Source organism: Peribacillus sp. AS_2 (genome assembly GCF_026891895.1).
Taxonomy (GTDB): domain Bacteria; phylum Bacillota; class Bacilli; order Bacillales; family DSM-1321; genus Peribacillus; species Peribacillus frigoritolerans.
Window position 1 is genome coordinate 47,669 of the sequence record NZ_JAPTGA010000010.1, and the last position, 24,413, is coordinate 72,081.

General features: G+C 40.5%; 28 protein-coding genes. 21 read left to right on the top strand and 7 right to left on the bottom strand.

Going from position 1 to position 24,413, the window contains the following annotated elements; translation table 11 throughout:
• Positions 1-2 precede the first annotated feature (2 nt).
• The 5 genes from OTG27_RS17885 (at position 3) to OTG27_RS17905 (ending at position 3,394) form a co-directional block, all read left to right on the top strand.
• Positions 3-653 carry a methionine ABC transporter permease gene (locus OTG27_RS17885; RefSeq protein ID WP_034304722.1) on the top strand — a complete coding sequence of 217 codons (651 nt, stop codon included), beginning with the start codon at positions 3-5 and terminating at the stop codon, positions 651-653.
• A gap of 21 nt (positions 654-674) precedes the next feature.
• Positions 675-1,547: a MetQ/NlpA family ABC transporter substrate-binding protein gene (locus OTG27_RS17890; protein ID WP_098863891.1), complete on the top strand. Its 873-nt coding sequence runs from the start codon at positions 675-677 to the stop codon at positions 1,545-1,547.
• Between the two features lie 33 nt (positions 1,548-1,580).
• On the top strand, positions 1,581-2,783 hold the full coding sequence (locus OTG27_RS17895) for a M20 family metallopeptidase (protein WP_268937627.1): 1,203 nt from the start codon (positions 1,581-1,583) through the stop codon (positions 2,781-2,783).
• Between the two features lie 184 nt (positions 2,784-2,967).
• Positions 2,968-3,174 carry a Fur-regulated basic protein FbpA gene (locus tag OTG27_RS17900; RefSeq protein WP_057277034.1) on the top strand — a complete coding sequence of 69 codons (207 nt, stop codon included), beginning with the start codon at positions 2,968-2,970 and terminating at the stop codon, positions 3,172-3,174.
• A 25-nt stretch (positions 3,175-3,199) separates the two neighbouring features.
• Positions 3,200-3,394, top strand: coding sequence for a Fur-regulated basic protein FbpA (locus tag OTG27_RS17905; RefSeq protein WP_268937628.1), 195 nt, complete (start codon positions 3,200-3,202; stop codon positions 3,392-3,394).
• A 15-nt stretch (positions 3,395-3,409) separates the two neighbouring features.
• Here the strand turns inward: OTG27_RS17905 and OTG27_RS17910 are convergent, their stop codons facing one another.
• Together OTG27_RS17910 and OTG27_RS17915 are read right to left on the bottom strand one after the other, a co-directional pair.
• The gene (locus OTG27_RS17910) at positions 3,410-4,003 is read right to left on the bottom strand and encodes a dienelactone hydrolase family protein (protein ID WP_268937629.1); all 594 of its coding nucleotides are present in this window, start codon (positions 4,001-4,003) and stop codon (positions 3,410-3,412) included.
• A 94-nt stretch (positions 4,004-4,097) separates the two neighbouring features.
• The gene (locus OTG27_RS17915; protein WP_268937630.1) at positions 4,098-4,493 is read right to left on the bottom strand and encodes an SRPBCC family protein; all 396 of its coding nucleotides are present in this window, start codon (positions 4,491-4,493) and stop codon (positions 4,098-4,100) included.
• Positions 4,494-4,676: 183 nt separating this feature from the next.
• Here OTG27_RS17915 and OTG27_RS17920 point away from each other — a divergent pair, with 183 nt between their 5' ends.
• The 3 genes from OTG27_RS17920 to OTG27_RS17930 all read left to right on the top strand — a co-directional run bounded on the left by OTG27_RS17920 (position 4,677) and on the right by OTG27_RS17930 (position 6,234).
• A complete protein-coding gene (locus OTG27_RS17920) occupies positions 4,677-5,291 on the top strand; it encodes an undecaprenyl-diphosphatase (RefSeq protein WP_268937631.1) in 615 nt (204 codons plus the stop codon).
• Between the two features lie 95 nt (positions 5,292-5,386).
• A complete protein-coding gene (gene fabZ / locus OTG27_RS17925; RefSeq protein WP_098863884.1) occupies positions 5,387-5,812 on the top strand; it encodes a 3-hydroxyacyl-ACP dehydratase FabZ in 426 nt (141 codons plus the stop codon).
• A 2-nt stretch (positions 5,813-5,814) separates the two neighbouring features.
• Positions 5,815-6,234, top strand: coding sequence for an NUDIX hydrolase (locus OTG27_RS17930; protein WP_034304156.1), 420 nt, complete (start codon positions 5,815-5,817; stop codon positions 6,232-6,234).
• Between the two features lie 61 nt (positions 6,235-6,295).
• Here OTG27_RS17930 and OTG27_RS17935 read toward each other — a convergent pair whose 3' ends face one another.
• Positions 6,296-6,877 (bottom strand): LOG family protein, encoded by a 582-nt coding sequence (locus OTG27_RS17935; protein ID WP_034304154.1) that lies wholly within the window; start codon positions 6,875-6,877, stop codon positions 6,296-6,298.
• Positions 6,878-6,974: 97 nt separating this feature from the next.
• On the opposite strand from OTG27_RS17935, the gene OTG27_RS17940 reads away from it, so the two are divergent.
• The 3 genes from OTG27_RS17940 to OTG27_RS17950 all read left to right on the top strand — a co-directional run bounded on the left by OTG27_RS17940 (position 6,975) and on the right by OTG27_RS17950 (position 11,390).
• A complete protein-coding gene (locus OTG27_RS17940; protein WP_268937742.1) occupies positions 6,975-7,295 on the top strand; it encodes a MazG-like family protein in 321 nt (106 codons plus the stop codon).
• 279 nt (positions 7,296-7,574) lie between these two features.
• On the top strand, positions 7,575-8,150 hold the full coding sequence (locus tag OTG27_RS17945) for a TetR/AcrR family transcriptional regulator (RefSeq protein WP_268937632.1): 576 nt from the start codon (positions 7,575-7,577) through the stop codon (positions 8,148-8,150).
• A gap of 69 nt (positions 8,151-8,219) precedes the next feature.
• The gene (locus OTG27_RS17950; protein ID WP_268937633.1) at positions 8,220-11,390 is read left to right on the top strand and encodes a bifunctional cytochrome P450/NADPH--P450 reductase; all 3,171 of its coding nucleotides are present in this window, start codon (positions 8,220-8,222) and stop codon (positions 11,388-11,390) included.
• 214 nt (positions 11,391-11,604) lie between these two features.
• Here the strand turns inward: OTG27_RS17950 and OTG27_RS17955 are convergent, their stop codons facing one another.
• A complete protein-coding gene (locus tag OTG27_RS17955; RefSeq protein ID WP_268937634.1) occupies positions 11,605-11,784 on the bottom strand; it encodes a hypothetical protein in 180 nt (59 codons plus the stop codon).
• Positions 11,781-12,005 carry a hypothetical protein gene (locus OTG27_RS17960; RefSeq protein WP_268937635.1) on the bottom strand — a complete coding sequence of 75 codons (225 nt, stop codon included), beginning with the start codon at positions 12,003-12,005 and terminating at the stop codon, positions 11,781-11,783. The genes OTG27_RS17955 and OTG27_RS17960 overlap by 4 nt, the downstream gene beginning before the upstream one ends.
• A 229-nt stretch (positions 12,006-12,234) precedes the next feature.
• Between OTG27_RS17960 and OTG27_RS17965 the strand changes: the two genes are divergently transcribed.
• The gene (locus OTG27_RS17965; RefSeq protein ID WP_268937636.1) at positions 12,235-12,684 is read left to right on the top strand and encodes an NUDIX hydrolase; all 450 of its coding nucleotides are present in this window, start codon (positions 12,235-12,237) and stop codon (positions 12,682-12,684) included.
• A gap of 441 nt (positions 12,685-13,125) precedes the next feature.
• Here OTG27_RS17965 and OTG27_RS17970 read toward each other — a convergent pair whose 3' ends face one another.
• Complete coding sequence (locus tag OTG27_RS17970) at positions 13,126-14,514, bottom strand: aminotransferase-like domain-containing protein (RefSeq protein WP_268937637.1); 1,389 nt, start codon at positions 14,512-14,514, stop codon at positions 13,126-13,128.
• Positions 14,515-14,702: 188 nt separating this feature from the next.
• Here OTG27_RS17970 and azlC point away from each other — a divergent pair, with 188 nt between their 5' ends.
• The 6 genes from azlC (at position 14,703) to OTG27_RS18000 (ending at position 18,797) form a co-directional block, all read left to right on the top strand.
• Positions 14,703-15,458 carry an azaleucine resistance protein AzlC gene (azlC, locus tag OTG27_RS17975; protein ID WP_095679027.1) on the top strand — a complete coding sequence of 252 codons (756 nt, stop codon included), beginning with the start codon at positions 14,703-14,705 and terminating at the stop codon, positions 15,456-15,458.
• On the top strand, positions 15,455-15,787 hold the full coding sequence (locus tag OTG27_RS17980; RefSeq protein WP_063575223.1) for a branched-chain amino acid transporter permease: 333 nt from the start codon (positions 15,455-15,457) through the stop codon (positions 15,785-15,787). Before azlC ends, OTG27_RS17980 begins: the two co-directional genes overlap by 4 nt.
• A gap of 378 nt (positions 15,788-16,165) precedes the next feature.
• Positions 16,166-16,711 carry a TetR/AcrR family transcriptional regulator gene (locus OTG27_RS17985; RefSeq protein WP_268937638.1) on the top strand — a complete coding sequence of 182 codons (546 nt, stop codon included), beginning with the start codon at positions 16,166-16,168 and terminating at the stop codon, positions 16,709-16,711.
• A gap of 221 nt (positions 16,712-16,932) precedes the next feature.
• A complete protein-coding gene (locus tag OTG27_RS17990) occupies positions 16,933-17,577 on the top strand; it encodes an MBL fold metallo-hydrolase (RefSeq protein ID WP_268937639.1) in 645 nt (214 codons plus the stop codon).
• Between the two features lie 188 nt (positions 17,578-17,765).
• Positions 17,766-18,170, top strand: coding sequence for a YbaN family protein (locus OTG27_RS17995; RefSeq protein ID WP_048687144.1), 405 nt, complete (start codon positions 17,766-17,768; stop codon positions 18,168-18,170).
• Positions 18,171-18,578: 408 nt separating this feature from the next.
• Entirely contained in the window at positions 18,579-18,797 is a 219-nt protein-coding gene (locus tag OTG27_RS18000; protein WP_268937640.1) for a hypothetical protein, read from the top strand.
• A gap of 460 nt (positions 18,798-19,257) precedes the next feature.
• On the opposite strand, the gene OTG27_RS18005 is transcribed toward OTG27_RS18000, so the two are convergent.
• Positions 19,258-19,875: a cell wall hydrolase gene (locus tag OTG27_RS18005; protein ID WP_034304130.1), complete on the bottom strand. Its 618-nt coding sequence runs from the start codon at positions 19,873-19,875 to the stop codon at positions 19,258-19,260.
• A gap of 460 nt (positions 19,876-20,335) precedes the next feature.
• On the opposite strand from OTG27_RS18005, the gene OTG27_RS18010 reads away from it, so the two are divergent.
• The 3 genes from OTG27_RS18010 to OTG27_RS18020 all read left to right on the top strand — a co-directional run bounded on the left by OTG27_RS18010 (position 20,336) and on the right by OTG27_RS18020 (position 24,402).
• Positions 20,336-21,043: a DNA alkylation repair protein gene (locus tag OTG27_RS18010; RefSeq protein ID WP_268937641.1), complete on the top strand. Its 708-nt coding sequence runs from the start codon at positions 20,336-20,338 to the stop codon at positions 21,041-21,043.
• Between the two features lie 105 nt (positions 21,044-21,148).
• Positions 21,149-21,973: an SAM-dependent methyltransferase gene (locus tag OTG27_RS18015; protein WP_268937642.1), complete on the top strand. Its 825-nt coding sequence runs from the start codon at positions 21,149-21,151 to the stop codon at positions 21,971-21,973.
• An 857-nt stretch (positions 21,974-22,830) separates the two neighbouring features.
• The gene (locus OTG27_RS18020; RefSeq protein ID WP_063575231.1) at positions 22,831-24,402 is read left to right on the top strand and encodes an APC family permease; all 1,572 of its coding nucleotides are present in this window, start codon (positions 22,831-22,833) and stop codon (positions 24,400-24,402) included.
• Positions 24,403-24,413 lie beyond the last annotated feature (11 nt).

Below are 24,413 nucleotides of genomic sequence, written 5' to 3' on the forward strand. Positions count from 1 at the left end.
GAATGGAAATAACGGCAGAGCAGCTGTCGACAGCTTTCGGTGACACACTTTATATGGTAGCCATCTCATTGATATTTTCCGGATTGATCGGGCTTCCGCTCGGTATCCTGCTTGTCATTACAAGAAAGGGTCACATCCTGGAGAATAAATGGATTTTTAATGTATTGAATCCGATCATCAATATCCTGCGGTCCGTTCCTTTCATCATCTTGCTTGTAGCACTCATTCCGTTTACAAGAATGATTGTCGGCAGTGCGATCGGAACGAATGCGGCCATTGTTCCGCTAATCTTTTACGCGGCTCCTTATATTGCCCGACTTGTGGAAAACTCGCTGTTGGAAGTGGACAAAGGGATCATCGAGGCAGCTCAGGCGATGGGAGCAACGACATGGCAAATCATTTACCGCTTTTTGATTCCCGAGGGACTCAGCTCGTTGATCCTGACATTTACAACAGCGACAATCGGGCTTGTTGGATCTACGGCGATGGCAGGTGCCGTCGGTGCAGGCGGGGTCGGGGATTTAGCCTTGGCTTACGGTTACCAAAGGTTCGATACGATGACGATGATCGTCACAGTGGCGGCGCTCGTGATCATCGTTCAATTATTGCAATCCACCGGGAACTTTGTTTCAAGAAAAATAAGAAGAAGATAAAACTAACAGGAGGTTGGAAAAATGAAAAAAATCTTATTAACGATCATGGTATTGGCATTGGCCATCGTGGCTGCAGCATGCGGGAACGATGAGGGTGCATCAGGAAGTTCGGATGATGTAAAAACTGTGAAAGTCGGTGTCAGCAGCGGGGATACGAGAACATGGGAATACATTGTCGACTTGGCGAAAGAGGAAGGACTTAATATCGAACTGGTCACTTTCAATGATTATATCCAACCGAACCTTGCGTTAAGCGAAGGTGAAATTGATGCCAATTCATTCCAAACTGTCGCCTATTTCGATGAATTCGTTCAAGATCAAAATCTGAAATTGGAGGCCATCGGGTCGACTGTCATTGCACCTATGGGCCTTTATTCGAAAAAACATAAAAGTCTCAAAGATCTTCCGGATGGTGCTACGATAGCCGTTCCGAATGAAGCAACAAACTTTGGCCGGGCACTGCTCCTGCTTCAGGAAGCTGGATTGATTACATTGAAAGAAGAATTCAATGGATCGGGATCATTGGAAATCATTAAGGAAAATCCGAAAAACTTGAAAATCCAGCCTGTTGCTGCCGGCAATACACCGCGTCTATTGGATGATGCCGATGCTTCAGCCATCAATAATAACTTTGCCGTCGAAGCAGGCCTTACATTAAAAGATTCTTTATTCCATGAAAGTAAAACGGCGAAACCATATATTAATATCATTGCAGTTAAAAAGGGAAATGCCGATCGTCCTGAGCTGCAAAAATTAGTGGAGCTTTATCAATCGAAAGAAGTGGAAGCGTTCATTGAAAAAACGTTTAAAGGAAACACCATCCCTGCTTATGTTTCTGTAGATGAATTAGTGAATTATCAGGACGCTTGGACAAAACCAGCTAATGAAAAGTAATGGATGCATTCAAGAAAAAGGGGAGATTAAGACATGGCGAGAGAATCAGTGCTGAAGCAGCATAAGCAAATCATTGAAGATCATATCGACCTTCATTCCGAATTATATATCGAAACGAGCCAAGCCATTCATGCCAAACCTGAAATTGGGAATCAAGAGTTCTTCGCTTCGGATACGTTAACCGGAATACTTCGAAATGAAGGATTTGAAGTGACCCGCAATATTGCCGGGCATGAAACAGGATTCATCGCCAAAAAAGTCTCTTCAAAGCAAGGACCTACAATTGCCTTTTTAGCCGAGTATGATGCATTGCCGGGTTTAGGTCATGCTTGCGGCCATAATATCATCGGCACAACGAGCGTGGCGGCAGGCATTTCCCTGGCTCAAGTGCTGGAGGAAACGGGCGGAAAGGTGATCGTTTTCGGAACACCGGCTGAAGAGGGCGGGCCGAATGGAAGTGCAAAAGGAAGCTTTGTGAAGCACGGTCTATTTGATGGGGTGGATGCGGCCATCCTTATCCATCCTGCAGGAAAAACGGGTGTAACAAGTCCGTTTTTGGCTGTCGACCCCCTTGATTTTCATTTTTACGGGAAGTCAGCACATGCAGCAGCTGCACCTGAAGAAGGCGTGAATGCACTTGACGGTGTGATTCAGCTGTTCAATGGCATTAATGCTTTGCGTCAGCAGCTCCCGGCCGAGGTCAAAATTCACGGAATCATCACCAATGGAGGGGAAGCGCCTAACATCATTCCTGAATATGCTTCCGCCAGATTTTACATTAGAGCAACAACATGGAAACTTTGCCAAGAAGTATCCAATAAAATACGTGCAGTTGCTGAAGGGGCAGCACTTGCCACAGGAAGCACGGTTAAAGTGGAACGTTTCCAAAATGAAGTACTCGATTTTGTCATCAATCCAGTTCTGGATGAACTGCTAAAAGAAGAACTGACTCAATTAGGGGAAGCGGTGGCTCCTCGAAAAGAGAGTGGCTTCGGCTCGACGGATGCAGGTAATGTAAGCCATGCAGTGCCGACAGCACATCCTTATATAAAAATTGGACATGATGAGTTGATTGCCCATACGAATGAATTCCGCGACTGTGCCAAATCTCCTGCTGGAGACAAAGCCATCTTGACCGGAGCAAAAGCTCTAGCATTTACAGCGTATAAATTGCTTTCGGATAAAGACCTGTTGGATCAAGTGAAAGCGGCATTTCATGAAGCGAAGCAAAAATAAATAAGATACAGGAAAAAATAGTTGACTGCGGAGCATGTAGTTAGTATTATAATAATACCAAGTAATTAAATAGGAATTATAGGTTAATTGACCGGAAAACCGGAGACTTTTCTTTCATGTAAAGAGGTGTCTCCGGTTTTTTGTGAATGGGCAAGTCAATACGTATTAAAAAGGAGGATTTATCATGGGGATATTATTGCGTAAAGCCATTGAGAAAAAAAGGAACTTCCTGATCAATAAGTTGATTAACAAGGGAGTTTATAAAAAGAATGACATCCATCTATTTGAATTGACCTTAACCGATTTAGAAAATGAATATATTAAAATAAGCAAACTCGAAGAGAAGGAATCCGACGATCATTCCCCCTGTCTAGGGATACATTTCATATAATATCAGAATAGAAGGAGAGGGTGAAATGAGGAAGGGTGCGGAAGAAAGGCGGAAGGAATTAATCTATAAACTTATGATCCATACTGTAAATAAGACGGTGGAACAGCTTATGAAGTTAACCTTGAAAGAATTGGAAACAGAATATAAAAAGGTTCAAAATGACTGTCACCCCCATAGTGATGCGGGTTCCATACATTGGATCCATACAAAACGGCAGTAGGGTGAATGTGGAACCTTAATTCACCATAAAAAATTCCAGCATTTTGCTAACGGCTGCTTGTGCTGATTCTGCATGATATTTTGAATGGTAAGGGTCGCTGAATCCGTGTCCCCCTATGAATTTATGAACTTCGACATCCTTACTTTCTAAAGCTGAAATTAACTCGTCGACATTAAATGATGGCTCTTCTAGCGGGAAAAATAGCAGTGCAGGGCATCGTGGCGCCAATTCTGCATAATTCCTAATACGCGAACCGTAGTAACCAACAATTCCATCGACACACTCTTCCTCACTGCACAGCCAAGCTACAGTTGCCCCTGCACTGAATCCAAGAATGAAAATCTTTTGGTATGCATCTTTTATATCCGATATTATATCCTTTATCTTATATAAAGCACCCGTGAAACCTACGTTCGCCATAAAATGCCGATAAGCAGCTTCCTCTTGGGAATAATCAAATGGCGTCTCACGTTCTAACAAATCCGGACAGATCACATCAAAACCCTGTTTTGATAATAACTCACAAAAACCATGCATATGTCGGTTCAGGCCATATATTTCGTGAATGACAATGATGACAGTATCGGACTTTTTCTGTATGTTCAGCATTTTTTACCTCCTTGTGCGAATTTCTTCTATTATAAATACAGCCGTCTCCCTTCAGACGCTATGAAATGAACTAGATTCTCTTTCAAATGAATGATTAGGTATAGGGAAGTTCTTTTCCTTCTAAATATGCTTTTAAGTTAGCCAAACTAAGTTCATATCCGTCCATGTTAATAGATACTCTAGTGCCTTCGGATTCTGGGAATATTTCAAAAGTGTAAACGAGTTTATCCGAATCCGAGGAATAAGAAAACCTTTCGTAAGGGATTATCTCTTGGATTGTAAAGCTCATTGGGATGCTTTCATTCTCTTTAAGGCTGTTATGTGCACTGGGCATTAATACGAAGATTGCCTTCTCTCCAACCTGGAGTTTAGGAATATTCCATTTTGAACCCGGGGCATACCATTTTGAAATGATTTCATCATTCGTGATCGCATTCCAAATCGTTTCCTGTTTTTCATGAATTAGAACAGAGTTCCTATCATTATTCATTTGACTGACCTCCGTATTTTTCCTTGGATTATATAGAAAGTTCAGGGAATATACAAGACCTCACTAAGCTTCTTTAACCGGTGACAAAATTGTAAGATGGCAGCTTAAACTGTTAGGAAGAACGATGGCGATATATTTCCTTTCTCTTTAATATGTAAGAAAAAGAGGAAGGTTGGGTATGAAATGGACTTTTTTGAGTTGAATACCAATGTATTCAGAATGATCAATGACTTAGGGAAACAGTACGATTATTTAAACCCTTCTGCCATTTTCATTGCCGAGTACATGGTATTTTTATTAGCTTTGGCAGTCATCGTAATATGGTTCACTCGAAATGAACAGAGTAGGATGATGGTTGTTTGTGGGATGATTACATTTGTAATAGCTGAAATGATGGGAAAAATGGCAGGGAGATTACATTCGAATAATCAGCCATTTGCCGAATTGGCCAATGTTAATCAGTTAATTGAAAAAGCAGTGGATAATTCATTTCCAAGCGACCATACGATCTTGTTTTTCTCGTTTTGTGTATCGTTTTGGCTTTTCAAAAGAGGTTGGTGGTTGTTATGGATCATGCTGGATTTCCTTGTTGGCATTTCCCGTATTTGGGTAGGTGTCCACTTTCCGGCGGATGTGCTGGCAGGAGCAATACTGAGCATCATTTCAGGATTGGCGGTATACCTTATTGTTCCTAAAATAAGCTTGATTCATAAATTATTAGGGGGATATGAGAGGTATGAAGAAATGGTTCTATCCCCGTTAACTAAATCGAAGGAAAAAAAATCAAAGGATTTGTAAGCGAAAGCAGGGTTGTTATAATACAAAAATATCCATATCGTGATTCTAATGGTAAAATTAAGTGAAAGCAATCCATCGCAATGGGGGACTTAATATTGATTGATATCCAAGAAATCAAAGACATTATCAGGCATCGCTATCCATTTCTTTTAGTTGATAGGGTTTTGGAACTGGAAGAAGGAAAGAGGGCGGTGGCCATTAAAAACGTCACGGCAAATGAAGAGTTTTTTTCTGGTCACTTTCCCGATTACCCAGTGATGCCAGGTGTGTTGATCGTAGAGGCATTAGCACAGGTAAGTGCTGTTGTCATGCTTACAAAAGAAGAAAATAAAGGGCGGATCGGGCTTTTGGCCGGGATCGATGGATGCCGTTTTAAAAGGCAAGTAAAACCAGGGGACCAATTACGTTTAGAAGTGGAGATTACTCGCTTGAAAGGTCCTATCGGTAAAGGTACAGGAAGGGCTACTGTCGAGGGGGAAACTGTATGCGAGACAGGGCTCATTTTTGCTTTTGGTGATTGATGATGATACCGATAAAAAAAGCTTACGGGTATGTGACAAGAATCAATAATGGAGAAACACAGGTATTGGTTTTTCAACATCCCATTAAGGAAGCCGGTATACAGATACCCAAGGGAACGGTGAAGCCTCAAGAAGATGCTTACCAAGCAGTCATTAGGGAAATGAAAGAAGAAACAGGTCTGGAAAATTTTCATGTGGAGAAATTAATAACAGAAGATTTTTGGGAGAACGTCGATGGTGCCATACATAATAGATATTTTTATCAAATAAGTGTATCGAATGTTCCTGATGAATGGGACCATCAGCCGACGGGTGGAGGAGATGAAGCGGGGCTGACATTTCATTTCTTCTGGATTTCATCCGAACATGAAGTGCAACTTATCAAAGGGCATGGAGATTATTTAAACCGGATATTTACCTAACCTGCAGTTTATCACAGCCGGCCAAGATCATTATTGATCTTGACCGGCTGTTTTTTAATGATCAGGTTTGTTTCTCGGTAATGAAAGTTTTGACGGTTGGCGGTTCATATGTAATGAATTGATCAAGAAGTCCATTAGGTTCAACATCCACCAGCGCCATGGAACGGAACTTTTCATGAAGGAACTGTTCGTCGGCCATATGGTTGAATAAAGCGACCAAGGGATCATAATAGTGATTGATATTTAAGAGTCCGCAAGGTTTTTGATGAAGACCAAGCTGAGCCCAAGTGAAAATCTCAAAGAATTCTTCCAATGTTCCAGGCCCGCCTGGCAAAGCCATGAACCCATCTGCAAGCTCAGCCATTTTTGCTTTTCTTTCATGCATGGATTCCACGACGATCAGCTCGGTTAAGTTCTTATGTGCTATTTCCTTTTTTTCCAGGAAATCCGGCATTACGCCAATTACATTTCCGCCTGCTTCCAAGACGGAATCTGCAACTGCACCCATGATTCCTACACTTGATCCTCCATAAACTAGGGTAATCTTACGTTTTGCCAGTTCCGCACCCAGTTTTTTAGCCTCTTCTACATAGACAGCAGATGCACCTTTGCTTGATCCACAAAATACAGCTAGACTTTTCAAAATATCACATCTCCCATTTAGTAATCTTGCTTTCTTATCATACAAAATTAAAGGGGATTTGTTAAACTTGAATGATAAAAAAGAAGGGTGGATCGATATGGACGTCACCGAATTTCAACAATGGGTAAAAGAATATTATGAAGCACGGGGATGGTCAGAATTGGACATTTTCATTCGCATTGGCTTTTTGGCAGAAGAAACTGGAGAGGTTGCACGAGCCATTCGCTCCCTTGAGATCGGCAGGGATAGACCTGATGAAGTGATTGGTTCGTTTGAAGAGAATATACAGGAACTAACCGAAGAATTGGGAGATGTGTTAGGAAACTTGATTGTGATTGCGAACAAATACAATATCCCCTTGGAGGAAGTGTTCAATGCCCATAAAAAGAAACTATCTGAACGCTATGATCAAGCATAAGTTTTTTTTCGTGTGAACAAAAAGTTTGCCTATATAATTTCAGTAAACCTGTGAAAGAGCTGTGACTATCAGCTCTTTTTCTTATGGGGCAAACGATAGTTCATCATCCCATTTTATTCCTTGAAAAGAAATAATTTCAGACTTTTATCCCCCTCCATTAATAAATAATTCACAAAATATGGGTAGTATGCGCGATTGAGATTGGATTTTATTGGGTATACACTTGGATTAAAGGAATGAACGTTCATTCCGCATCTTTTGAAAAAAGGGGGGATCATTATGATCACGGCAGCAAATAAACGAAACAGTATAGTAAAAAGCGCTTTAGTGCTTTTCGCAGAACGGGGATATGATGCGACGACGATTCCGATGATTGCTGCATCGGCCGGAGTTGGAGCGGGTACCATTTATCGTTATTTCGAGAATAAGGAAGTGCTGGGCAACAAGATCTTTCAAGAGTACTTGGATATTTTCACTGAAACGGTCAAGAATGGATTTCCTCATGATGATTCAATTCGCACGCAGTTTCACCATATTTTTAAAACGATGGTTCACTTTACAACCGAGCAGGACCAAGCTCTTTATTTTATTAAAATCCATAGTGGAGCCCATTTTTTAAATGAAGATAGTCATGCCAGCTTTCAAGGGCTATTGAATATATTCAAAAACTTCTTTGATTCAGGAAAAGAGAAAAAAGAAATTAAGGAGCTTCCTTCTTCAGCTTTGATTGCCATCATTTACGGAGCTTTTCTTGAGCTTGAGCGACTTGTTCGCATCGGGGAGTTTGAACCTGACCCTAAACTTTTGGCAGATGTGGAAGAAAGCTTTTGGGATGCAGTGCGATTGCATGTTTGAGACACTTTCAATATAAACGGAATGAACGTTCATTCCGCATTCTAACTATCGTAATGAGGTGCTAATAAAATGGAAAATACAACTCAGTTTCCACAGCCAAAGACATATGGCCCCCTAGGCAGCCTGCCTATCATTGATAAGGATAAGCCCCTTCAGTCTTTCATGAAGCTGGCACGGGAACTTGGGCCGATTTTTCAGTTTCAATTTCCGGGTCGAATCACTACATTTGTATCCAGTGCTGCCCTTGCTAAAGAAATATGTGATGAAACAAGATTTGATAAGAAAGTCGGTCCAGCCCTGCAGAAAGTGAGGGCGTTTGGCGGTGATGGTCTCTTCACAAGTGAAACGAAGGAACCGAATTGGAAAAAGGCACATAACATCCTGCTGCCCAGCTTTAGCCAGCAGGCAATGAGGGGCTATCATGCTAAAATGGTGGATCTTGCTACCCAGCTCATTCAAAAATGGGCTCGCCTGAATCCGGCTGATGAGATAGATGTTTCTGAGGATATGACACGATTGACCTTGGATACGATCGGTCTATGCGGGTTCAATTACCGCTTTAACAGTTTTTATCGGGAGACCACCCATCCATTTGTCAACAGTATGGTGCGTGCGCTGGATGAAGCGATGAGCCAAACGCAGCGGCTTGGCATCCAAGATAAACTGATGATCAAATCTAAAAAACAATTCAGGGAAGACATTCAATATATGTTCTCTCTAGTGGATGAATTGATTGCCGAACGAAAACAAAATGGCGATCACGGAGAAGATGACCTTCTTTCCCATATGTTGAAAGGAGTCGATCCTGAAACGGGTGCATCACTGGATGATGAAAATATTCGTTTCCAAATCATTACCTTTTTAATAGCTGGGCATGAAACGACGAGCGGTCTCCTCTCGTTCGCCATCTATTTCCTCATGAATAACAGAGACAAGTTAAAAAAAGCGCAGCAAGAAGTAGATGAAGTGCTTGGTGATGATGTTCCTGATTACAAACAAGTGAAAAAGCTGAAATATGTCCGGATGGTGCTGAATGAAACGCTTCGTCTATGGCCGACAGCTCCGTCGTTTTCCGTATATGCAAAAGAAGATACCATGCTGGATGGAAAATACAATGTGAAGAAAGATGATGTTTTCTCACTGCTCATTCCCGAGCTTCACCGTGATCCATCCGTTTGGGGTGATGACGTTGAATCGTTCATTCCTGAGCGGTTCGAGGATTTGGATTCCATCCCTTATCATGCGTATAAACCGTTTGGAAACGGGCAGCGCGCCTGTATCGGACAGCAGTTTGCCCTTCATGAAGCGACACTGGTGCTTGGCATGGTTTTACAGCACTTTGACCTAATCGATCATGAAGAATATCAATTGGAAGTTAAAGAAACATTGACTCTTAAACCGGACGGATTGACCATGCGCGTTTCACCGAGGAAGAAGGCGTTATCGTTTACCGTTGCTTCTTCAGAACCAAAGTCTCCGGAAAAAGGTGCCGCGGTATCTCCAACCGAATCAGTACATGGAACACCATTACTCGTCCTGTTTGGATCAAACATGGGAACAGCGGAAGGGATTGCTCGCGACCTTGCCGAAACAGGGAAGCGGCAAGGCTTCCATGCCGAAGTTGCCCCTTTAAATGATTACACCGATCGGCTTCCAAAAGAAGGAGCTGTTCTCATAGTCTCGGCATCTTATAATGGAAATCCCCCTGATAATGCAGGTGACTTCGTTTCATGGCTGAAGGAAAACCATGGTGACACATTGGTTGGTGTTCACTATGCGATCTTCGGCTGCGGGGACCGCAATTGGGCCAATACGTACCAACGCATTCCAATCTTCATTGATGAGCAGCTGGAACAAAAAGGAGCAGTGCGGCTGTCAGAAACAGGCTATGGGGATGCAAGCGATGACTTTGAAGGGGATTACGAGAAATGGTCAGAAGCCCTTTGGCCGAATCTTGCCGAAGCCCTGAAAATTGAAGTGAATAAGAATGATCGGGAAGTCAGCTCGATTACGATGAACTTCGTAAGTGATGTGAGCGGCACACCGCTTGCCCGCACCCATCATGCGTTTACATCCATTGTAAAAAGGAATACTGAATTACAGCATGAAGATAGCGGAAGAAGTACACGGCATATAGAATTAACGCTCCCAGAGGGAATACATTATCAGGAAGGCGATCATCTTGGGGTGCTCCCGCAAAATCCAGCGGAACTTGTTGAGCGAGTGCTCAATCGATTTAACCTAAACGGCCAAGATTACGTGAATCTGACTGGGGATTCCGGAAAAGCTGCCCATCTTCCTACAGGAAAACCGGTAAAACTGGAAGAGTTACTATCAAACCATGTGGAGTTCCAAGAACCCGCCACCCGGTCTCAAATACGGGCGCTTGCCACTCATACGGTATGTCCTCCACATGTAAAAGAACTTGAAGATCTTCTATTGGATAATACCTATAAACAAGAAATCCTGAACAAGCGCATAACCATGCTTGACCTAATCGAAAAATATCTTGCATGTGAAATCCCGTTTGAACGTTTCCTGGCTTTACTGCCACCTTTAAAAGCAAGATACTACTCCATCTCAAGCTCACCACTGCACAACGATGGAGAAGCAAGCATCACCGTAAGCGTCGTCCGTGGAGAAGCTTTGAGCGGCAACGGGGAATACAAAGGAATTGCATCGAATTATTTGGCAGAACGCTCCCAAGGAGACAAAATGGCCTGCTTTATCAATACGCCGCAATCCAACTTCCAGCTGCCAAAGCAAACAGGAAAACCAATCATCATGATCGGCCCTGGAACAGGCATTGCACCATTCAGGGGATTCATACAATCACGTCGCGCTTTAAAAGAAAAAGGTGAAACGCTAGGGACGGCCCACCTCTACTTTGGATGCCGTAATCCGGAACACGATTTCCTCTATCAAGAAGAACTCGTCCAAGCCGAACAAGAGGGCCTTGTAACACTGCACACCGCTTACTCAAGATGTCCCGGTCAAGAAAAAACATATGTACAGAACCGATTGGCGGAAAACGCCCATGACATCCTTCCTTTATTAAAAGAAGAAGGAGGACACCTATACATCTGCGGAGACGGAAGCAAAATGGCGCCAGATGTTGAAAGAACCATAATTGACAGCTATATGCATATCTATCAAACACAGAGAGAAGAAGCCACAGAATGGCTGCAATCATTAGAGGAGAATGGCAGATATGCGAAAGATGTTTGGGCAGGAGCATAAATAAGAAAAGCAGCGATCCTTAAAGGAATCGCTGCTTTCTATTTGAAAATACGAACTCACGAGTAAATAGTGGGAACTCACGAGTAAAACAGCTAAATTCACGAGTAAATAGCGGAAATTCACGAGTAAAACAGCGAAACTCACGAGTAAATAGCGGAAACTCACGAGTAAATAGCGGAAACTCACGAGTAAATCGCGGAAACTCACGAGTAAATCACTCGAATTCACGAGTAAAACGCTCAAACTCATGAGTAAATCTCGAATTCACGAGTAAATCACTCAAACTCACGAGTAAAACAGCAAAACTCACGAGTAAATAGCGGAAACTCATGAGTAAATCACTCGAATTCACGAGTAAATAGCGGAAATTCACGAGTAAAACAGCGAAACTCACGAGTAAATCTCGAATTCACGAGTAAAACAGCGAAACTCACGAGTAAATCGCGGAAATTCACTAGTAAATCGCTCAAACTCACGAGTAAAACAGCAAAACTCACGAGTAAATTGCAAATACACGTGTAAAACAGCAGAAATCTCGAATATATCGCTCAAACTTTCGAATATATCGCCCAAAATCTTGAATATATCGCCCAAACTCACAAATATATCAATCAAACTCTTGAATATATCGCTCAAACCTCGAGTGATGACGGAGAGCGTTTACGGATTCGATATTCATTGTTAGAATTTGAGAATGTGTTAATACTTTGGAGGCAGTGGAAGTGAGGGATGTTTGGTCAAGATCCTTCTTACTATATTTGTGTTAAGTATTTTTTGCTTTACTCTGATTAACCAGCTTAGTCATGATGCGGCAAGAACTAACGATAAAGGGGTTCTTTTTAAAATGTTTAAGTATACTGTTTGTTTTGTAAAGAAGAATAATGAACTTCTTATGCTTAACCGGGAGAAAGCTCCAATTATGGGTGTCTGGAATGGGGTGGGGGGCAAAATCGAGAAAGGTGAAACAGCTGATATGGGTGCGCAGCGTGAGGTATTTGAGGAAACGGGGATAGAGGTTGAGTCCTTTTTTTCAAAAGGAACCGTAACCTGGGAGACTCCAGAAGGTGAATTGGATGGAATATATGTATATTTGTATATCGCGGATAAGGATTTAATTTATGAAACACCGAAAAAAACGCGGGAAGGCATTCTTGATTGGAAATCCATTGATTGGATACTTCATCCGCTTAATCTCGGAATTGCTGAGATGGTTTCACAGTACTTGCCGGTTTTATTGAAAAAAGAAGGAAACTATACATTCACTTACAAAAATGGTCAAATGCATAGATCTTGAACGAATCTCTTACCCTTTTGAGACTTGAATCCTTAAAGGCGAAATTCATCAGAATTATAGTTGCTTTAGTAAAAAACGTTCGGAGTTGATTTCAGAAATCCGCTCCCTTTCCGCCGACTGTCTGCCAAGCCCTCACTGCAAGCGGCTGTGGGATTTCGGCTAGCCAGTTATTCGGCAGGAGTGTCGTAAATTTCTCATAAGGATAAACGGGTCTTCATTTGAATGGTCCGGGGTGAGACCATTCCGAAGATTTGTAGACTAACTCATAATAATCAAGTTGTCAAAACTTGAACATTTATTTCCACTCTAGGCATTCGCTTTCGGCGGGTGCTCGCCCTCGGTACTTTTGCGCCTGGGGGATCTCCTTAATACTCGATTTTCTCGCAGGATTCTTGAACCTTCCGATCCAATCAACTAGAATGTTTTTTTACTAGACTTAAATCAGCCTAAATACTGCTTTAATATTTCTAATCCTATTTTTAACTCATCGAATGAGTTTGTGGAAGAAAGGGCGATACGCAAATACATATCAGGGGTGGTCTGCCCGCTTTGAAAACGATTGGAATGAAAAACCCGAATGCCGCGCCTTTTCAAATCGGTTTCCAGCTGTAACGCATCGTTATGCCCTTTAATTGGAAGCCAGCGATATAGACTGAGAGGATGTCCGACATCCTTTCTTAAGGGAAAATATTCCGAATAAATATCATTTGCAGTCTGTGCAAGCCATTTCTTATGAGAAACAATTTCATGAGCCTTTCCTGATAGGATTAGCTCTGTGATAACCTCTGCATCAAAAGAAGAGGTCTTTACATTTATGTTGAAAATGGCCTGGGAAATTTTCTCGCGTAATGTTTCTCCATAAACCATATAGGCAACTCTTAATCCGGAACATATGGACTTAGAGGTGCCGCAAATATAAACGCTCTGTTCCGGAAGCAAATGGAACATCGGCTGCCGGTAGTCGGAGATAATGCCTGCCGTCAGGAATGCATGAATATCATCCTCAATCAAAATTAAACGATGCTTTCGGATTACCGCTGCCAATTCTTGCTTTCGAATATCCGACATCATGATTGTGGTCGGATTGTTGCAGGAGGGCATCAGAAATATCCCGTCAATATTTGTTTGACAGCATTGCTTTTCAAGTTCATCTGGCAGCATTCCAAACTGGTCCCCGTGAATGGGCACTAACTTAATATGAAACATCTTTGCCAGCTCGATAAAGTTTGAATAGGTATATAAGTCGGTTGCAATTCTATTACCAGGCTCAAACAAAGCAGCGAGGGCAACAGCCAATGCATTTTGGGCACCGGAAACGATTGCTATATGCTCTTGATCCGCGTGAATGCCGAAAGATTCCATCCAGTTTAGAGCTGCTGTTTTTTGATGTGGAATACCAGTCGGATCGTTGTAATTGAGCAGCTGCTCCAAATAACTTTTGTTCACGGTTTTTTGTAAAGTTTCTGAAACGATATCATTGGTTTGCTCAAAAGATGCCACAAAACCAAGATCGATGCTGTTTGCCGTTTTATCCGCGGAAATGGTGATGGAACGAGTGGCATTGGGTGCCACAAAGGTTCCGCTTCCCGTAACGGCATATATCAATCCCTTTACCTCGCACATTTTATAGGAACGGGTAATCGTAGTGAAATTTAAGTCAAGAAAATCTGCCAATTCTCGTTGAGGGGGCAACTTGGTTCCAGGTGCTAAAAAGCCATTTGTTATATCTTGTTCAAGTAATGATGCGAGAGATTTATAAAAAGGACGCTTTAATGCATTCTTATCAGGTTTCCAGGACATTGGATAATTGTCAAATGAATTTACTGGCATATTTCACCTCTCCTAGACTTATTCCATACAATCATATCATTTTTTGTATGGAATTCTAATATTGAAACGGTCGGCTTTAAAAGAATATAAGGTGATTAACCTATCAGACTCCCCCATTTTGATGAAATGGGGCAATTTTATTTTAATTGTAATCCATACAATTAACTTGTTTTTTGTACGGATTTTGTATGTTAAGTTTAAATAAATTTAGCCATCAGGATGTGATTTATATGAAAAAACGAACTCAACTGATACCAGCATTTCGTGCGGCTTTTCCGTACACAGTGCCCATTTTGGCAGGCTTTTTATTTTTAGGCATCGCTTATGGGATCTTTATGAATTCATTAGGGTTCAGCGCGATTTACCCGATATTGATGAGTCTAACGATATTTGCAGGATCGATGGAGTTTATTGCAGCCAATTTATTGCTTGTCGCGTTCAATCCGATTAACGCCCTTTTTCTAACCTTAATGGTGAATGCACGGCATTTGTTTTATGGCATATCCATGCTTGATAAATATAGGGGGACCGGTAAGAAAAAGCTGTATCTGATTTTTGGGCTTTGCGATGAGTCTTTTTCCATCAATTGTACTGTTGATGTACCGAAGGATGTGGATAAGGGCTGGTTCATGTTTTTCGTGACAATGCTCAACCATTGCTATTGGGTGATAGGAGCAGCGATTGGCGGCATCTTTGGCTCTTTTGTCAAATTCAATACAGAAGGACTCGATTTTGTTATGACGGCTCTCTTTGTTGTGATTTTCATTGAACAATGGATGAAAGAGAAAAACCATCATAGTGCTCTTGCTGGGCTTGGCCTGTCAGCTGTCTGCCTAATTATATTTGGCGGAAGCAACTTCATTATCCCTGCCATGTTTGCCATTTTGGGGTTACTTTCCTTACTTAGAAAGCCGTTAGAGAAAGTTGAGGTGAGAACCATATGACAATGACTTTAACTCAGCAAATCATTACAATTGCGATGGTTGTTTTAGGTACAATGCTTACAAGGTTTCTGCCGTTCATCGTTTTCCCATCAGGAAAACCCACACCGAAGTATGTACAGTATCTCGGTAAAATGCTGCCATCCGCAGTAATTGGGCTTTTAATCATTTATTGTTTAAAGGATGTAAGCCTGCAATCCGGAAGTCATGGCATCCCTGAATTCATTGGGGTGGCGGTAGTTGCCCTGCTTCACATTTGGAAGAAAATGATGCTCCTCTCGATAGCGGGGGGAACGATTGTCTACATGATGCTGATTCAATTGGTTTTTTAAAGAGATAATGATCAGCACAGCCAACTCCCATCACAATTACTGATATCAATGGAATTGGAAGGGGCAGGTATAGGCAATAGACGTCCTGCATGAGCAAAACCTGTTCGCAGCCATGGAGGCAGTGTCATACCGAAAAGATCATCATTTTATAGAACTTGATGAACAAAATTAAGCACTCATAGTTTACGAGCAGAGCTGTCTTTAAGGCAGCTTTTTCTTATGGCATTTTAGGGCAGTGCAGTTTACATGCATTTCTTCATAAGTTATTGAAACATTAATCAATCCTCTTTCCAGCAATCCTGAAATGGGTCGGTTATTCTGAATCGCTGAAAAGGCTAGGCAGTGGGCACATACTCAGGAAAGTTTGGTGACCAAACCATGCCGAAAGTAGACAGAAGAATAACCAAAAGCCAAGAAGCCATTAAAAAGGCTCTCATTGAACTGATGTCCGAAAAAAGTTTTGATGACATTACCATTCAGGATATTGCAGACAGAGCAAATGTTAATCGAGGAACCATCTATCTACATTACTTAGATAAATTTGATCTATTAGATAAAATCATGGAAGAACATATAAACAACATGGGTAATTTTTGTGAATCGGCAACTGAAATGGATTATATAGAATCGACTGTGCACTGTATGGAATATTTTAAGAGCAATTATTTATTCTTTTCAACGATGTTAGCGAGTGAAGGAGCTCCATATTTTCGCAGTCAGTTCCTTAAGTTCAATATCGAAGAGTTCAAGAAAGATGTGGACATAACAAAAGGGAAAAATTCCGATCAAAATGAAGATGTAATTGTTCAATTTGTTGCAAATGCATACGTAGGGATAGTGGAATGGTGGTTAAAGAATGGAATGCCTTATCCACCTCGTGTCATGGCAGAAAAGGTGGGGGATTTGTTAGAGAGGATTGTATAACTAGCTAATGAGAAACTTACCTGGGATAGTTGTCTCTGTAAGAAAAGGGGTGTCTTTAAGGCATCTCTTTTTTTATGGAACAAAAGGGATAGATTGGGGGTAGAAGGACTATTACAGGAATAGTGGAATTATAATAAATGGAATATATTTTCAACTGTAGTCCAAGGTTCCTTAAAAGTTGCTTGATTTTAAATCAATTGCATAGTAAGGAGAATTTTTGTATGAAAATAAAATGGTTTGGACATTCTGCCTTTTTACTAACATCCGAAAGAGGAACCAGGATTCTTATTGATCCATATTATCGCTTCATTCGTTACCGTATGCCAAGCGTTGAACCAGATATAGTCGCCGTTACCCATAATCATTTCGATCACAATAAAATTCAAGCTGCAACAGGTGATTACTTGCTTGTAAATGAGCCGAAGGAATACATCCGCGAAGATGTAAGAATTAGAGGATTTAAGACATTTCACGACAAGGTAAATGGCGAGAAGAGAGGCCCCAATATTTTATATCGTTTCCAAATGGACGATCTGACCATCTGTCACTGCGGAGATTTAGGGCATCTATTATCAGAAGAACAAGTAAATGAAATTGGAGAAGTGGATGTTCTCATCATTCCTGTAGGAGGTACAGTCACGATTAATGCCCTAGAAGCCACTCAAGTAATGCGTCAATTGAAATCTACTATTACGATTCCCATGCATTACAGAACAAAGTCATTGTCGGTTGTTGGCTTGATGTTTTCAAAGGTAGATAAGTTTCTTCAGATTTCCGGACAGCGAACAACCGAAGTTAAGACATTGGATATTTCCAAAGAAAATTTGCCGGAATATGCTGGTGTCGTTACCATGCTCTATGAATGAATATAAGGCTGCGATGTGAATCACAATGATTGCGATGTCTAAAAAATGTTGCGAATTGATAAGAGATCCTGTTAATAACGAAAGGGCAGGTTAGGTCAAGTACAAAAAGGAAAGATACTAATCAATGAATTGAATCAATTAAGCTTCCTCTTTACGTTATAAGGAGATAGAATATAAATAAAAAGGTGATGACAATAAAAAAAGTAAAAAGTATCCTATTCTTTCTTCTTGGGGCCATATCTCTTTTGATTGGTATCGCAGGGACTGTGTTACCAGTTCTGCCAGGCGGTCCGTTTTACTTATTTGCTGCCTTTTGCTTTGCTAAAAGCTCCAAGTCGATTGAAAACTGGTTCAAGAGCACCTCATTATATGAAAAATACGTTGAAGCATTCCTTCAAAAAAAAGGCATGACCCGAAGAGAGAAAATAAGAATCAATTTAATTGCCGATTTCTTCATCGTGATTTCTGTATTTTATGTGGACATCCTATTGGTGAAAATCTTATTGGTCGTACTCGCCCTCTACAAACATTATTATTTCATTAAAAAAATTAAGACAATTGATCGAAACGGTACGGAAAAAAGAGCGTTTTGAACCATCAAATAACGGAGTTGCTGCGGCAGCTCTTTTTCTATTGGAGCTAACTGACAGGAAAAGGGTAGGGAATCATGAAAAAACATTTAGGGGTTATATCGTTTGCTTTAATGAGAATGGTATTCCAGGGTAATGGACTTTAAAAATTTTATTCAACAAACAGGTACATAAGTTGAGAACCAGAGCGCCGAATGGTGGTTTTTTTGCTAATAATGGGTGCGTTAGCTGAAGGTTAGAGCGCCTTTAAGGCAGCTTTTTCTTATGGGATTATCGCGGCAGGTTAGTTAAACAAGCTATGATGAACCAACTGAATACTTAATGGAAAAAGGAATTTTTGACGGTTGTGTGAACAGGTAGGATTAGCAACTAGACATAAAGAATACCTATTTATAAAAGGGGGCTTCTTTAATGGAAAAAGAAAAATTACTAGCTGTGAAATGTTCGTGCTGCAAAAAAGAATTGGACGCAATAGACTTGGTCATCATAAATGAATCACTTCAGCTGACGCATATCCAATGCCCTTATAAAGGAGAAAAAGCAATTATTGATGTAGGATATTTTAATGATGTATTCCGACAATACCTGCTCTGTACTCATGAAAAAGCCCCTTTAAGTGGGGGGATGTAAAGTCCATGGCTTTGCATTTTTAGCAAAAACCTTGTTAATTCGGTTCTATAAAGAGCTATGTCGATCAGTTCTTATGGAACAAAAGGTGCAGGATAGTTCAACAAACGTAGTGGCTGGAACAGTGAAACGATGAAGATGATGCAACCAAAAGATGTTTGAGGTTAGAGGAGAAATTAACATAAAAAACTTCTTCCAGAATAGGGCGCGTTTCTGGAAGAAGTTTCGCTTTTCTTATATAGTACTATCATCAATATAGGTTCTTTGCGATTCATGGATGGCTAACGGGTGCGTTAGCTGAAGATCGGAACTGTCTTTAAGGCAGAATTTTTCTTCTGGGGTACCGCCAAAAAGGTCGGGCAATTACTGCCCGACCTTTCAACTATACTCCACGACATAGATAATGGGATATTTATAATACGAAACTATATATATCATTCCTCAATATGTATGTAGATTAGTTTTACTTTGCAAATAAGTGGTTGCCTATTCTAATGACTGTTTCCCTTGTGAAAATCCATTCATCTGTTGCCGACATCGGATTATAATAATAAACAGAACCATGAGTAGGATCCCAACCTTGTAATGCATCAATAACAGCTCGATAAGAATGGCTATTTGGGGTCAAATAATATTGCCCATCATGTACAGCTGTAAAAGCATTTGTCTGGAAAATAACATCGTAAGTATTTTTAGGAAAACCTGACGCTGACATTCGGTTCAAAATTACTGCAGCGACAGCTACTTTTCCTTCATAAGTTTCTCCTCGAGCTTCTCCATGAACAACCCTGGCCATCATTTCAATACTATTTAATTTTTGTTGTGTTTGGTATCCAAAAACTCCATCTGGCAAAATTCCAGAATCTAGTTGAAGTTGTTTCACCGCATGATCAGTAATTGAACCATAATACCCTGTTGGTTGCCTGTTAAAGTAACCCATTTCCTTTAAATTTTCTTGTAAGTCATAAACTGCTTGTCCTTGACTTCCATTGTGTAAAACTTCTTGAGCAAAGATTGAATTGGGTATAAGAAACATGAAACAAATAAAAATAACAAACGACATTTTTTTTACATTTACCATCAAGTAATACCACCCTTCGATTCATTTTCCTACTATTCTACCTTATCATACAAGAAAAATAGATTTATATTACATTATTACTATTTTAAACCAAAATTTTAGGGGGTCTTCAGACAAATTCATCTGTTTTCTGGGTACCGCCTATCGCCATCAAGCTTAGTAAAAGGATTATACCCAAAACGAAAAATTAAGCTATATGCTGCTGAAGATAGCTTTTTTCGTTTTGGGGCGTAAAGAAATTTTAACTTGATGGGGATGCGACAAGACCCCTTATGGAACTATCGAGGCAGGATAGTTCAACAAAACATTGAGAGTCATAAAGTTTACAAGTGGAACCCTGCGTAACACACACGTACTTAGATGGTGCTGACAAATGGCAGTCTGTTATAGGATAATGGTGATATATATTTGATGGGCAAAATATTGGGGGGAAACTCCCTATAGAAGGATGTGCTTAACGATGAATGTAGAAATGGTCATGCAGGAGCTTGAAGCCCTAGGCAAGGAACGAACTGAAAAAATGTACATATCCAATGGTGCGCATGAGCCGCTTTTTGGCGTGGCGACAGGCGCCATGAAACCAATCGTAAGGAAAATAAAAATAAATCAGGATTTGGCTGAAGAGCTTTATTCGACAGGCAACTATGATGCCATGTACTTTGCAGGCATCATTGCAGACCCAAAGGCCATGACTGAGTCTGATTATGATCGTTGGATGGATGCTGCCTATTTTTATATGCTGTCCGATTATGTAGTGGCTGTAACATTATCGGAGTCAGATATTGCACAAGAAGTATCCGATAAATGGATTGCAAGCGGTGAAGAGCTGAGAATGTCAGCGGGCTGGAGTTGCTACTGTTGGCTTTTGGGGAATCGAAAAGACGTTGAATTTTCAGAAAGCAAAATTTCCGATATGCTGGACCTTGTGAAACATACGATTCACGAATCGCCAGAACGAACGAAATCCGCCATGAATAATTTTCTATCCACCGTGGGGATCTCCTATTTGCCGCTCCATGAAAAGGCAGTCGAGACTGCAAAGGCAATAGGGATCGTAGAAGTCAAACGGGACAAGAAAAAAAGCAGTTTTCTAAATGCATACGAAAGTATTCAAAAAGAAGTCGGTAGAGGAAGGCTTGGTTTTAAACGAAAGCATGTAAGATGTTAAGATTGGCTTTGCAAAATGAAGGGTAATTTCAATGAAGGAGGTTGCTTAGGCAGCCTTTTTCTTTGTTGATGAACCAATACACACTAAATGTGGGGTGAATGATACTTGAAGTCATTTCAACTAAACGAAAAAACAAGATCCTTTTTAGCGGAATATCAATTATTTGAAGATGATTTGATACAACAAGTGCAGTTGCAGCACCGTTTGGAATTAGTGGCGGCATTTGGGATCCAAAAAGGAATGCGTGTATTGGAAATAGGTTGTGGTCAAGGGGATACTACCGTTGCAATAGCAGATGCAGTAGGGGAAAGCGGATCTGTTGTCGCAATAGATATTGCCCGTCCCGATTACGGAGCACCGTTAACATTGGATCAAGCAACAGAACGCATAAAGAAATCTTCATTAGGAGAACGGATTGACTTCCATTTTGAAATGGATTTTGATTTTTTTGAATCACCCATCCCATTTGATATGGCGGTATTATCCCATTGTTCATGGTATTTCAAGCAACCAGAGGATTTATTGAAATACTTTAAAAAGATTCGTAGATTGGCAAAACAATTATGTTTTGCAGAATGGGACCTCGACTTCACCTGCCTTTCTCAACGTTCCCACTTTTGTGCAGTTTCCATTCTTGCACTGCATTCAAACTTCGTAAAGAATGAAGGAAATATCCAAAACTTATTTCATAAAACTCAAATTCTCCAGCTGCTCCAGCAAGCAAATTTTGAAGTGATAAAACAACTTACAGTCGATGCAACATTTTTACAGGACGGTCAATGGGAAAAAGATTATGCCAATAGTATCCGTGCAGAATTCATAGAAGTCCCTAACATGATACAAACGTTAATAACTGGTTATTATGAACTGATGAACACTTCGAATGGTAAGGAGGGATCATTAAATAGCTTCGTTGTTTGTGCAAAGTAATAACACTGCATTCAAATGAATTCAAGGTCCAGGGCAGCCTAATCGGTTGCTTTTTTTGTTTACTAAAAACGGGGCATCATGACCGACATCCACCTCCTGAAAGGTTGAACGAAGGAATGTAGTAGCACCGACTCAGAAAGACATGTGAGGGGTGATCTCCATGAGATATGTGGGTCTCTCACTCGATGTTTTAGATAATGGGGAGAATGGCCGTGTAACCCTCCGAAGAAAGTAGTTTCTAGTGAATTAGCTCAACTTTTTTCGGAATGGTTTATGGTTTCGTTTGGTCGACTTGATATCTTAGCTTGATGGGCATGAGGTAGCAGCATTACGAGGGAAAAATACTCTAAGCAAATTTAGAAATTAATAAAGCAAATTTCCCCTAACCTATAGGGGCTGGCCAACAGTTTTCCATCCGAAAATGGTACAAGCATAGGAAGAGGACAAAAAAGGGTATTTTTGCCTTAGAGTGGATCTAAGTCTGAAATTGGACAACGGAAAGCACCTGGAACGGGCCACATGAAGCGGGTTGTGCACGCCTTACTTAGTGAACGAGATCCTTTAGAATTTTGTATTGTGAATTTTCAAAAAATGATATTGCAAAATGGAAACAATTCAAATAAAATCTATTTTAAGGTAAATACTTTTTTATTACCTTAAAATAGATTTGCAATTGAGCTAATCTATGTGGGTTAAGCTAAAGTGTCCTAGCTGTTTTATGGATTTTGTAACCATTAGGTAAATTTAGCTTCTCATATGAACGTAAAAATTTGAAAGGAGTTAATTATTTTAGGTACAGTACTAAGCTATCTATGTTGGCGAATAATAATATACCCCATTAAGAGAGAGGGAATTTCATGAATCAAGAACGATATTTGAAAAAGAAAATGGGCTTTTGGTCACTTACTGCATTATCTCTTGGAGGAATTATTGGATCAAGTTGGCTTTTTGGACCATGGAATACGGCAAAAATGGCTGGACCAGCCGCTATTATGTCTTGGATTATTGCTGCATTCGTCATTACTCTTATAGCTCTTGTTTATGCTGAATTAGCAAGGGTCAGACCAGAAACAGGTGGTTTAGGTCGTTATCCCCTTTATTCCCATGGAAAATTGCTTGCTACAGTGACTAGTTATTCGATTTGGCTTGGCTACTGCGCCACTGCACCCGTTGAATCATCGGGAGTTATTCAATACGCTAACGAGTTTTGGCCAGGCCTATATGATATATCTAAGGAGCAACTAACGACAACAGGAATTCTAGCATCGACTGTTTTAATGGTATTTTTTGTTGTGGTGAACTATTTTGGCGTGAAATTATTTGCGGTCACGAATACCATTATCACCACGATTAAATTTATAGTCCCTGTCCTAACCATCATTGCTTTTTTTATGACAGGTTTTCATGAAGAGAATTATACAAGTCATGGGTTTGCCCCTAATGGCTATGGCGCAGGATTAAGCGCAATCTTAACTAGTGGTATATTTTTTGCCTATACAGGATTCGGAAATGTGGTAATGATGAGTGGCGAGGTGGTAAACCCAAGACGGAATATTCCACTTGCTCTTATCACATCGCTGTCAGTCTCGGCAATTTTATATGTTTTACTTCAAATCGTTTTTATAGGAGCCGTACCGCCCGAAATGCTAGCTAATGGTTGGAGTGGAATTAAATTTGACTCTCCATTTGCTAATTTAGCACTGATGGCGAATATGGTTTGGCTTTCTTGGACCATTACAGCGGACGCAATGATTTCCCCAACTGGATCAGCACTTGCTTATACAGCAGGAACTTCAAGACATGTTTTTGGAATGGCGAAGAGTGGATTCCTCCCTTCTTATTTCGGAACCATTAATAAAAGATTTGGAGTTCCAACACGTGCACTTACTCTTAATTTCCTAATCGGGTTGCTTTTCTTGTTTCCTTTAAAGAGTTGGACTGCGATAGTTGCAATTGTTGGAGCAATTGGTATTTTCAAATACGCTTCAGCATGTGTCACGGTAATGGTGTTTCGTAAGGTTGGTTTGACAAAAGACAACGGTATCCCAGGCATGAATTTTATTGCTCCTTTAGCCTTTATATTTGCCACTCTACTTATTTATTGGACAAATTGGAGTAGGGTTCAACTTGCAATTTGGGGATTAGCAATTGGAATTGTTGGATATTTGATTACTCATTTTATCAATAAACATAAATCGGTAGAAATCCTAGGTGGGATCTATCTAGTTATTTATATTCTGATGCTCGTTGGGATATCATCAATCGGAAATTTTGGTGGTAAGGGTATTATTCCAGAGCCATTTATGTCTTACATCGTGGCAATAATAGGATTCGTTTTTTACTATTTTGCTGTTTATAACGGTGTTTGGTACATGCGAAAAAAGGGGAACGTCCAAGAATTGCAAGATATGGATAACACAGATATTTAAAATCAATTTCA